The following is a 9,674-nucleotide window of genomic DNA, read 5'->3' on the forward strand; positions in this document are numbered from 1 at the left end:
GCCCTTCGGGCGACGACGCGAATGGTCAGACAGGACCTAGTCCTCGTCGAGGAGCCGGCGCCAGATGCGGGTGCGGTGCAGCACGTACAAGGAGCCCAGCAGAACCAGCGCCTGCAGCCCGATGGCGAGCAGCCAGAAGTCGTCCCTGGTCTCCAACTTGTCGGTCAGAAAAGTGAAGTTCATACCGAAGAACCCGGTGAGGAACGACAACGGCAGAAAGATCACCGATACGATCGCCAGCCGGTTGATCACCCCGTTCTGCTCACCCGCGACGAGCGAGGAGTAGCTGGCGAACGACCGGCGGGTGGCCTCCTGGAGCGACTCGATGTCGGCCAGCACCAGCCGTCCGGCGGTCTGGAACTCCCGGGCGGAGCGCTGCCGCTCCTCGGGAAAGGAGGGGCTGATCATCCGCCGGGTGAGGACCGCGTCGGTCACCTGGAGGAAAGGCAGCAGGGCGTGGTGCAACTGGGCGGAGCGCCGACGGAGTCGCGCCAGGGACTGGAGCTGCTCGGCCTTGCGGTCCTCGAACATCTCGTCCTCGAGTTCCTCGGTCTCCAGCAGGTTCCGCACCGCGGACAGCCGGAATGTCGCCAGGGCTTCCTGGAGCACGATGAAGAGCATGTGCACCGGGTCGGCCGGCCGCTCGTGCCGCAGCCCCTGGGCGATCTTGTGGGCGAGGCCCCCCTGGCCGTGGTGCGCGGTGGCCAGGAAGCGCTCGGTGACCACGACGTGCACATGCTTGATCGCGTCCTCCTGCACCACGGGAACCACGAAACCGGCCCGGTCCCCCAGGAAGTCCGCCCGCGTCGGCTCTCCGGCCCTGCCGAACCAGTCCAGCTCCTCGGCATCGAGCCCCAGCCGGGCGGCGAGTGGCACCGACGCGGCGTCCGGCGGCAGTTCGACGTCGACGAGGAGCAGGGAATCCGCGGCCAACCGCTCCCTGGCGCCGGCGAAGTCCGTACGGGTGACGGTCACCTCCGGCATCGACACCACCGTTACAGTCATCGCTCCGCCGTCGCTCCCGGGGCCCTGTGCCTGCAGCCTCTCCGTCCGCCGGCGTCCCCGCAACCGCAGCCACCCCTGCGCCCCACAGCAGGCGCCGGACGGATGACGGCGGCGCGGAGGTGACACCGGCCTCGTGCGCCGCGCGGCTCGGCACCCAGGCGTACGCCCCGGGCCCGAGCGCGGTACGGAACCGGGTCTGCCGCTCCCCTACGGCTCGACCACCGTCTCCTGGGCCGCCGCCGTGTCTCCGGCCACGAGCCGCGCGTCGGTGGGGACGTTGCGCTTGATGACGGCGAGGGCGACCGGGCCGAGTTCGTGGTGGCGTACGGAGGTGGTCACCTGGCCGATCTTGCGGCCGTCGGGGCCGTCGTCCGCGAGGCGGATCTCGGTGCCGGGCGGGGGGAGGTGGACGTCGCTGCCGTCGAGGTGGAGGAAGACCAGGCGGCGCGGCGGCTTGCCGAGGTTCTGCACGCGGGCGACCGTCTCCTGGCCCCGGTAGCAGCCCTTCTGGAGGTGCACGGCGGTGCCGATCCAGCCCAGCTCGTGCGGGATCGTACGGTGGTCGGTCTCGAAGCCGAGGCGGGGCCGGTGCTGCTCGACCCGGAGCGCCTCGTGGGCGAGGAGACCGGCGGCCGGGCCGGAGCGGGCGGCGAACTCCTCCAGCTGCTCGCGCGGCAGGAAGAGATCACGGCCGTACGGCGTCTCGCGGACCACCGCGCTCTCGGGGACCTCCGTGATGGAGCCCGCGGGGAGGTGGACCACCGCGATGTCGGCGGTGCGGTCGGCGACCTCGACGCGGTAGAAGAACTTCATCGACTCCAGGTAGGCGATCAGCGCCTCCTGGGTGCCGGGCTCGACGTGCGCCCACACGGTCGTACCGTCGTCCACCAGGTACAGGGCGTGCTCGATGTGCCCGTTGGCGGAGAGGACCAGCGCCTCGGTGGCCTCGCCGGCCGGCAGGTCACTGACGGCTTGCGTAAGCAGCAGATGCAGCCAGCTCAGCCGGTCCGCGCCGCTCACGGCGACGACGCCCCGGTGGGAGAGGTCGACGAAGCCGGTGCCGTCGGCGAGGGAACGCTGCTCGCGGAACAGGTCGCCGTAGTGAGCGGCGACGCCTTCGTCCACGCCCTCGGCGGGAACGGCGCCGGGCAGGGACAGCAGGGGGCTCTTCATACAGGCCAGCCTACGACGGGGTGGTTGAACTCTTCAGGGCGCAGTCCGCGCACCGGCCGAAGATCGCGAAGTGCTTCATGTCGGTGTCGAAACCGAACTGCTCGCGAAGCCGCGCGGTGAAGTCCGCGGCGACCTCCACGTCCGCCTCGATCACGTTCTCGCAGTCCCGGCAGACCAGGTGGAGATGGTGGTGGCGGTCGGCGAGGTGATAGGTGGGCGCGCCGTGGCCGAGGTGGGCGTGGCTGACCAGGCCCAGCTCCTCCAGCAGCTCCAGCGTGCGGTACACGGTGGAGATGTTGACCCCGGAGGCGGTCTTCCGGACCTCGACGAGGATGTCGTCCGGCGTCGCGTGCTCCAGGGAGTCCACGGCTTCGAGCACGAGTTGCCGCTGCGGCGTCAGCCGGTAGCCGCGCTGCCTGAGATCACTCTTCCAGTCGGTGCTCACCACACTGGAAGTGTAGGGCCGCCGGGCCGGACGCCCCGCTCGGCGGGAGGCCGGCCCGGTTCGGCACGGGCCTACTTGAAGAACGCGATGCCGTCGTCCGGCATGTCCTCGGGGAGGTCCTTCGCCCAGCGCTCGACGTCCTCGGGGGTGACGGCCTTCTTGAGCTGTGCCGACATGTAGGGGCGCAGCTCGACCTCGGGGGTCTGCTTCTCGCCGACCCACATGAGGTCGCCCTTGACGTAGCCGTACAGCCGCTTGCCGCCGGTGTACGCCGGGGACTCCGGGGTGCGGGCGACCGCGTCGGTGACCAGGTCGATCTGGGGCTTCTTGTCCGCCAGCTCGCCGTACCAGATCTCCACCACGCCGTCGTCACGGGTCATCGTGACGGTGATCTTGCGCTCGGCGTCGATCCGCCAGAAGCCGGCCTCGGACTCCAGCGGGCGGACCTTGTTGCCCTCGTTGTCGAGGACCCAGGTACGGGACTGGTACTCCAGGAAGTCCCGGCCGTCGTGGGTGAAGGTCACCTCCTGGCCGAAGTTGCACTTCTCGGAGCCGGGGAAGTCGTGGACCCCGGCGCCCGCCCAGTTGCCCAGCAGAAAGGCGAGGGGGACGAGGTCCTTGTGCAGGTCAGACGGGATCTCGATCATGAGCGGCCGTTCCTGTCGGTTCTGGGGCGGTGCTTCAGCGCTGGCCCTGGTACAGCTTCTTCACAGTCAGCCCGGCGAAGGCGAGCACGCCGACGCAGACCAGGACCAGCAGCAGTTCGAAGAAGATCTCCACGGGTGTGCTCCTTGAGCGGAAGTGGACGTACGACAGAGCCGCGCCCAGCTTACGCGGCCGGGGTCGGAGTCTCCTGGCGAGGTGGCCCTCAGGCGAGCAGCTCGCTCTGCAACGTCACCGTCTGCCAGAACGGAACGGCCGCCGCGCCCCCCGGACGGGACTGCGTGACCATGGCGACGGTGTCCCCGGCGGTCGCGTACGCCACCCGCGTCCGCTCCTTGCCGTAGGGCGCGGCCTCGGCGAACGCGGCGAGCCAGACGTCGTCCAGCCGGGCCGCCTCCGGGAAGCCCTCCGGCTCGAATACGGGGCCACCACGCAGCGGATGCAGGGGCCCGTCGTAGCTCACGAACACACTCTCCGACCCCTCGGCCACCTCGGCGGTCGCGAACTGGAGCAGATCGATGCGGGTGCGCGTGCCGTCCGGGGTGGCAGCCGCGGCTCGCCACGTGCCGCAGCCCGCGGTCGGTCAGCGCCTGCCCCAATTCCCCGCGCCCCTCCGCGTCGTACTGCGCGAGGAAGTCCTTCACGGGCAGCCAGCCGTCCGCGCCGGGCAGTGCCCCGTCCACCGTGGCGTTCCTCGGCGCGGGCAGCAGCAGAGCGCGCAGGTCGGCGTAGTGCGTGCCCGCCTTGTTCCCGGCGGCCAGCGGTCCGGGGCTCCCGGACGGCAGCGGGGGCTTGACCAGCGCCGGATACTCCCAGCGCCCATCGGAGCGGGTGGCGAGGCCGGGCAGGTCCGCGCGGTCCGCCCGGCTGATCCCGTACGCCGTCCCGGTCCCGGTGAGGGCGAACACGGCGACGACGGCGGCCCAGCGCAGGACCGCGCGCGTGCGGCGGCGGTCCTTTCCCGCCTGCGCGGGCGGCAGGTCGGGCATCGGTGGGGTCTGCGACCCGGTCATACGGCCTCACCCGGTTCCTGAATACGGTCGAACTGGGCGCGCATCATTTCGGCGGCCCCTTTCCGGTCGAACGACGCGGTGCCCTCGATCCAGGCGGTGACGCCGATGTCTCCGACGTAGCCGGAGCACGTCATCGACTCGAGCTTCTCCCCCTCGACGGCCGGCGGCAGGAAGCACGCGGCGTGGTCCTCGTGGCCCTTGATCGCGGGGCCCTTGCGGAAGACCTTCATGGTGTCGAGGAACTCCTGCTGGGAGCGGTTGCGCGAGCGGAGTGTCTTCCGGTCCCCCCGTGTCAGCACCATCTCCACGGTGAAGGCGCCGGAGTCCTCGCCTGCCAGGGGCGTACTGGCGTAACTGCGCACCGCCATGCCCTTGACCGGGTTCTTCTCGTACTGCCGTTCCAGTTGGAGCCGTTGGGACCGGGGCAGGCTCCGGAGCGACTGGCGCAGGAGGTCGGACGTCTGCCGTCCCGTCAGCTCGGTGTCCGAGCCGAACTGTTCCACGTCCGGGCCCCGGACGTACCGCTCCTCGCCGAAGGGCAGGAGCAGCGCGCGCAACCCGGACTGCTTCTCCTGAGCCGGCTTCTCCTTGGTGGCCACCGGCAGCCGCCAGTTGGGCGCCCCCGGCGAGCGGTCGGCCCCGTGCACCACGGCGGCGGTGCAGGCGATCCCGGCGAGGGTGGCGAGGGCGAGGACGGCGCCCACGATCATGGTGGTGCGGCGGGGCCGGGCAGGTGTGCTCGTGACGTCAGTACCCGCAACGTCAGTACCGGCAACGTCGGTGTTCACAGCGTCAGTGCTCACAGCCGCTCCATCTGCTGTCGCGCCAGCTCCCGGACCCGGGCGGGCGGGACCGGCTTGGTGTCCCTGACCCACATCTCCATGGCGATGTCCCCGCGCCAGGCATGCGCTTCGGCCAGGTAGCCGGAGCCGAAGCGGCTCTCGGGCCGGTCGTGGACGAAGATCTCGCCGTCGCCCGTGCCCGGAACGGGCCAGCTCCGGGTGTGGTCGTCATCGGCGGCCCAGGTGCGGGCGTAGAAGGCCCGGTCGACGGCGGTCTGTGCCTCCACCTGTCGGAACTGGACCAGCCGGATCTCCACCGTGCGGTTCCCGGACTCGGTCCAGCCGGTGATGGCGGCGCGGCGGAACTCGCCGCCGAGCAATTCGCGGAAGGCCACGTCCGGCTTGGTGTAGAGCTCCGCGTAGGCGGTGAGGTCCAGCCAGCCGTCGTCGCTCTCGATGTGCGGGTTCGTGCGGGTGCCGCCCGGCTTCTTCAGCAGCAGCTTGCGCAGATCGCCGTCCGCCTTGACCTGGTGGTCCTGGGCGGCGGACAGCGGCCCGGGACCCCTGCCCGCGGCCTGCGCCAGCGACGGCTGGGAGAGCGGGGGCAGCTTGTCCGGCGTACGGCCGGCCTGGACGAGGTAACCGGCGCAGGTCCCGGCGACCAGCCCGAGCGCCACGGCGAGGGTCAGCCGGCGCAGGACACGACGGCTCCGGCGCGGCGCCGGTACAGGCGCGGCCTCGAGTGGCTCAGGGCTCTCGGCCTGCTCGGGTGCCGGTCTTTCCGGACTTTCCGTGGTGCTCAATGTGTCGTCCCCCCACAGGACAGGAAGCACGGACCCGGTGGTCCGCGCTCCACAGCAGACCCATGGCATGTCCATGTAGTTGCAGGCCGCCGGATTACGATTCGGTCATGGCGAACAAGCTCGTGATCAAGGTGACCTCCGGGGCCGATGCGCCGGAGCGGTGTTCTCAGGCGTTCACCGTGGCGGCGGTGGCCGTGGCGAGTGGGGTGGATGTGTCTTTGTGGCTGACCGGGGAGTCGGCGTGGTTCGCGTTGCCGGGGCGGGCGGCTGAGTTCGAGCTGCCGCACGCGGCGCCGTTGCAGGACCTGCTGGAGTCGGTGCTCTCGGCGGGCCGGGTCACGCTGTGCACGCAGTGCGCGGTGCGGCGGGACATCGGTGAGGCGGACGTCATCGAGGGCGTGCGGATCGCCGGGGCGCAGGTCTTCGTGCAGGAGGTCATGGCGGACGGCACGCAGGCCCTCGTCTACTGATCGTCCGCCTGCCGGAATCGGCGCATGCCGAGGGTCGGGACGATCGTGCTGGGGCCGCCGACGTGCGGCGGCCCGCGGAGTCCTGGGGGCGGGCCCCCTGGGTACGCGCCGCACCACGAGGGCAATCGTTTCTGCGTGATCGACGCCGGCCGCCCCCGGACCTCTCAGGGGCGCGGGCGCTTCTTGCCGTCCAGCTCGTCCCACCAGTCGTCGGACTCGGGGTCCCCGGAAGGGTCGTCCCACCACCGGTCCTCCGGCCCGCGCCGGTTCGCGATCATCGCGGCCACCGGCGGGATCACCATGGCGAACAGGCACATCCCGACCGCCGCGGGGACGGACCAGATCCGGACCACCGCCCAGGCGAGGACGAAGAGGACGACGCAGACCCCCATCATCACGAAGTACCAGCGACGCCGCCGTGCGTACATGAGTCCAGAGTAGGGCCGGACAGCCGGAAGGGCCGCGCCCCAGGTGTCCAACCCGGTGGGCGCGGCCCCTGCCCCGGCCGCGAGCGTCCGCGTACGTCTCAGACGGCGATGGCGACCTCGGCCAGACCGCCCGGCTGGGCGACGACCGTGCGGTCGGCGGTGCCGCCGGGCACCAGGGCGCGTACGGTCCACGTGCCCTCGGCCGCGTAGAAGCGGAACTGCCCCGTCGCGGAGGTGGGGACCTCCGCGGTGAACTCGCCCGTCGAGTCCAGCAGGCGGACATAGCCCGTCACCGGCTCGCCGTCCCGCGTCACCTGCCCCTGGATGGTGGTCTCACCGGGCTTGATCGTCGAGGCGTCCGGGCCGCCGGCCTTCGCTCCACACATGGCTTTCTCCGTAAGGGGTCTGACCAGAAGGTCGGTCGGGGTTGCTTGCTTGACTTACTTGGCTGCGCCCAGCTCGATCGGCACGCCGACCAGCGAGCCGTACTCGGTCCAGGAACCGTCGTAGTTCTTGACGTTCTCCACGCCCAGCAGCTCGTGCAGCACGAACCAGGTGAGCGCCGAGCGCTCGCCGATGCGGCAGTAGGCGATGGTGTCCTTGGCGAGGTCGACGTCCTCCGCCGCGTACAGCTCCTTCAGCTCCTCGTCGGACTTGAAGGTGCCGTCGTCGTTGGCGTTCTTCGACCACGGGATGTTGCGGGCGCTCGGCACGTGGCCGGGGCGCTGGGACTGCTCCTGCGGGAGGTGGGCCGGGGCGAGCAGCTTGCCGGAGAACTCGTCGGGCGAGCGCACGTCGACCAGGTTCTGGTTGCCGATCGCGGCCACCACGTCGTCGCGGAAGGCGCGGATCGCGGTGTTCTGCGGCTTGGCCTTGTACTCGGTCTTCGGCCGCTCGGGCACCTCGTCACCGGGGACCAGCTCGCGGGCGTCCAGCTCCCACTTCTTGCGGCCGCCGTCGAGGAGCTTGACGTTGTCATGGCCGTAGAGCTTGAAGTACCAGTACGCGTAGGACGCGAACCAGTTGTTGTTGCCGCCGTAGAGGACGACCAGGGTGTCGTTGCCGATGCCCTTCTCCGACAGGAGCTTCTCGAAGCCCTCCTGGTCGATGAAGTCACGGCGGACCGGGTCCTGGAGGTCCTTGGTCCAGTCGACGCGGATCGCGTTGCGGATGTGGTTCTTCTCGTAGGCGGACGTGTCCTCGTCCACCTCCACGAGGGCGATGGTCGGGTCGTCGAGGTGCTCCTGCACCCAGTCGGCGTCGACCAGGACGTCGCTGCGGCTCATGGTTTTTCTCCTCCGGGGCAGTCACGGTGGCGTGCGGTGAGAGGGGTGCGCGCGCATACGGGTGCGGCGGCGCACGAATGCCCTTCCAGCAGGGCGGCATGGAGATGCGGGAGTCGGTGACTTCCGCTCAGAAGGGGCGACAGAGCATGGCGGCAACGCGGCACAGGTCCACTGCCCGCCGCTTCGTGAGATCCGCCTGTCGCTTCATGGCGTCGATCGTAAGGAGATCCGGGCGCACGTGTCACCGGCGTGTCGCATGATGAGACGCGATCGTCCGGATACTGGTCGCAGCCGAGGCGTCCGGTGACAGGAGAAGCGCCCCGGCGCCCGGATTCCGGGCCCGAGGGCGCTCCTCCCGGTCTTCACGTCCGCCGCACATCTGCGGTACGGACACCGCGTCTCGTCACTCGGACAGACGTACGACGCTCCGGCGGGGTCCTACCCGGCCAGCTTCAGGTCCGAACCCGTCACGCCGATCCGCACCCCGTCCGCCGTGGCCCGCACGCTGCTCACCGCGATGCCGCCCGGCAGCTGGTCCAGGGCCTGCTGGAAGTCGGTGATCTGGCGGAAGGTGCCGTCCGCCAGATTGGCGCCCGCGATGACCGGCAGCGCGTCCGCGTGCACCGAGACCTTGCCGCCCTTGACGTCGAGGGAACTGAGCACCGGGATGGTCCGCTGGATGCCGAGCGCCGGGATGCCGAGCTTCACCGAGACCTTGATCTTGCCGTCGCCGCCGTCGCCGAGGCCGGTGATCCGGGCGGTGATGCCGGGCGCCAGCTCGGTCGGCTCGGTCTTGGCGGCCTGCATGAGCTGGTCGTAGGCGATGGTCGCGGAACCGGTGCCGGTCCTGGCGGTGGCCGAGGAGTAGTCGCCGGAGAACTTCACGTCCTTCAGGTCGGCCTCGAGGTCGTCGATACGGATCGTGCGGCCCTCGGTGCCGGTGGGCACCGGGTACGACGTGATGCCCAGCTCCACGTCGTCCAGCGAGCCGGAGGCCACCTGGGTGAGGAACGGGAAGCCCTTGATGTCCACGTCCGGCGTCGAGGCGAGGTTCTCCCGCGCCTTCACCCGGTCCGCGACCTGGCCCTCGGCGAAGTGCACCGCCACGCGGTCCGCGATCACGAAGAGCCCGCCGAGGATCACGACGAGGATCAGAAGTATTCGCAGGGCCCGCATGTTCTCCCCAAGGGTCGGCGGCTCGGTTCCGGCGCCGCCACCGTAGCCCCGCCGGAGCCGCTCGGACGGAAATTGTGGATCACCTGTGACGGGCCCACGCCGTACTGCGGCTTTTCCCGCGTTTACCCCCGGCGCATTCAGGAAACCCCGGCCGGAAATCGCTCCCGGCCGGGGCGGGGCCGGTCAGGTGAAGACGCGGCCCAGGAGCCAGACCGCCGGGGCGGCCGCGGCGAGGGGGAGGGCTACGCCCGCGGTGAAGTGGACGAAGCGGGAGGGGTAGTCGTAGGCAGCGACCCGGTGGCCGATGAGGGCGCAGACGGCCGCGCCCGCGCCGAGGGCCGCGCCCTGCGAGCCGAGGTCGGTCAGGCCGCCGACGGCGAAGCCGGCGCCCGCCCCCGCGAGCAGGGCGAAGACGACCGACACCGGGGTG

12 protein-coding genes and 1 pseudogene are annotated in these 9,674 nt (G+C 70.8%); 1 reads left to right on the top strand and 12 read right to left on the bottom strand.

Going from position 1 to position 9,674, the window contains the following annotated elements:
* Nucleotides 1–36: 36 nt before the first annotated feature.
* From GT030_RS19340 to GT030_RS19370, 7 genes are all read right to left on the bottom strand, one after another.
* Nucleotides 37–1,005 (bottom strand): CorA family divalent cation transporter, encoded by a 969-nt coding sequence (locus GT030_RS19340; protein ID WP_237522671.1) that lies wholly within the window; start codon nucleotides 1,003–1,005, stop codon nucleotides 37–39.
* 207 nt (nucleotides 1,006–1,212) lie between these two features.
* The gene (locus GT030_RS19345) at nucleotides 1,213–2,178 is read right to left on the bottom strand and encodes a folate-binding protein YgfZ (protein WP_161202171.1); all 966 of its coding nucleotides are present in this window, start codon (nucleotides 2,176–2,178) and stop codon (nucleotides 1,213–1,215) included.
* A 10-nt stretch (nucleotides 2,179–2,188) separates the two neighbouring features.
* A complete protein-coding gene (locus GT030_RS19350) occupies nucleotides 2,189–2,626 on the bottom strand; it encodes a Fur family transcriptional regulator (RefSeq protein ID WP_161202172.1) in 438 nt (145 codons plus the stop codon).
* A 68-nt stretch (nucleotides 2,627–2,694) separates the two neighbouring features.
* Nucleotides 2,695–3,270 carry an FABP family protein gene (locus tag GT030_RS19355; RefSeq protein ID WP_161202173.1) on the bottom strand — a complete coding sequence of 192 codons (576 nt, stop codon included), beginning with the start codon at nucleotides 3,268–3,270 and terminating at the stop codon, nucleotides 2,695–2,697.
* 221 nt (nucleotides 3,271–3,491) lie between these two features.
* On the bottom strand, nucleotides 3,492–3,749 hold the full coding sequence (locus tag GT030_RS36555; RefSeq protein WP_237522672.1) for a hypothetical protein: 258 nt from the start codon (nucleotides 3,747–3,749) through the stop codon (nucleotides 3,492–3,494).
* A gap of 546 nt (nucleotides 3,750–4,295) precedes the next feature.
* A complete protein-coding gene (locus tag GT030_RS19365; protein ID WP_161202174.1) occupies nucleotides 4,296–5,009 on the bottom strand; it encodes a hypothetical protein in 714 nt (237 codons plus the stop codon).
* 89 nt (nucleotides 5,010–5,098) lie between these two features.
* The gene (locus GT030_RS19370) at nucleotides 5,099–5,758 is read right to left on the bottom strand and encodes a hypothetical protein (RefSeq protein WP_346009686.1); all 660 of its coding nucleotides are present in this window, start codon (nucleotides 5,756–5,758) and stop codon (nucleotides 5,099–5,101) included.
* 233 nt (nucleotides 5,759–5,991) lie between these two features.
* Between GT030_RS19370 and GT030_RS19375 the strand changes: the two genes are divergently transcribed.
* Nucleotides 5,992–6,354 (top strand): DsrE family protein, encoded by a 363-nt coding sequence (locus GT030_RS19375; protein ID WP_161202175.1) that lies wholly within the window; start codon nucleotides 5,992–5,994, stop codon nucleotides 6,352–6,354.
* 164 nt (nucleotides 6,355–6,518) lie between these two features.
* Here the strand turns inward: GT030_RS19375 and GT030_RS19380 are convergent, their stop codons facing one another.
* The 5 genes and pseudogenes from GT030_RS19380 to GT030_RS19400 all read right to left on the bottom strand — a co-directional run.
* Nucleotides 6,519–6,782, bottom strand: coding sequence for a DUF3099 domain-containing protein (locus GT030_RS19380; RefSeq protein ID WP_161202176.1), 264 nt, complete (start codon nucleotides 6,780–6,782; stop codon nucleotides 6,519–6,521).
* Nucleotides 6,783–6,880: 98 nt separating this feature from the next.
* On the bottom strand, nucleotides 6,881–7,168 hold the full coding sequence (locus GT030_RS19385) for a DUF1416 domain-containing protein (protein ID WP_031183962.1): 288 nt from the start codon (nucleotides 7,166–7,168) through the stop codon (nucleotides 6,881–6,883).
* Between the two features lie 54 nt (nucleotides 7,169–7,222).
* Nucleotides 7,223–8,068: a sulfurtransferase gene (locus tag GT030_RS19390; RefSeq protein ID WP_030804305.1), complete on the bottom strand. Its 846-nt coding sequence runs from the start codon at nucleotides 8,066–8,068 to the stop codon at nucleotides 7,223–7,225.
* Between the two features lie 438 nt (nucleotides 8,069–8,506).
* Nucleotides 8,507–9,244 carry a DUF2993 domain-containing protein gene (locus tag GT030_RS19395; RefSeq protein ID WP_161202177.1) on the bottom strand — a complete coding sequence of 246 codons (738 nt, stop codon included), beginning with the start codon at nucleotides 9,242–9,244 and terminating at the stop codon, nucleotides 8,507–8,509.
* Nucleotides 9,245–9,427: 183 nt separating this feature from the next.
* A pseudogene (locus GT030_RS19400) lies at nucleotides 9,428–9,674 on the bottom strand (hypothetical protein); the annotation flags it as partial.

The organism is Streptomyces sp. SID1328, from assembly GCF_009865595.1.
Lineage (GTDB): Bacteria > Actinomycetota > Actinomycetes > Streptomycetales > Streptomycetaceae > Streptomyces > Streptomyces griseoluteus.

Bases quoted from the DNA above. Each gene is read 5' to 3' on its own strand.
- GT030_RS19385 (WP_031183962.1), bottom strand. From the start codon at position 7,168: ATGTGTGGAGCGAAGGCCGGCGGCCCGGACGCCTCGACGATCAAGCCC.
- GT030_RS19375 (WP_161202175.1), top strand. From the start codon at position 5,992: ATGGCGAACAAGCTCGTGATCAAGGTGACCTCCGGGGCCGATGCGCCG.
- GT030_RS19340 (WP_237522671.1), bottom strand. From the start codon at position 1,005: ATGACTGTAACGGTGGTGTCGATGCCGGAGGTGACCGTCACCCGTACG.
- GT030_RS19390 (WP_030804305.1), bottom strand. From the start codon at position 8,068: ATGAGCCGCAGCGACGTCCTGGTCGACGCCGACTGGGTGCAGGAGCAC.
- GT030_RS19345 (WP_161202171.1), bottom strand. From the start codon at position 2,178: ATGAAGAGCCCCCTGCTGTCCCTGCCCGGCGCCGTTCCCGCCGAGGGC.
- GT030_RS19380 (WP_161202176.1), bottom strand. From the start codon at position 6,782: ATGTACGCACGGCGGCGTCGCTGGTACTTCGTGATGATGGGGGTCTGC.
- GT030_RS19365 (WP_161202174.1), bottom strand. From the start codon at position 5,009: ATGATCGTGGGCGCCGTCCTCGCCCTCGCCACCCTCGCCGGGATCGCC.
- GT030_RS19395 (WP_161202177.1), bottom strand. From the start codon at position 9,244: ATGCGGGCCCTGCGAATACTTCTGATCCTCGTCGTGATCCTCGGCGGG.
- GT030_RS19355 (WP_161202173.1), bottom strand. From the start codon at position 3,270: ATGATCGAGATCCCGTCTGACCTGCACAAGGACCTCGTCCCCCTCGCC.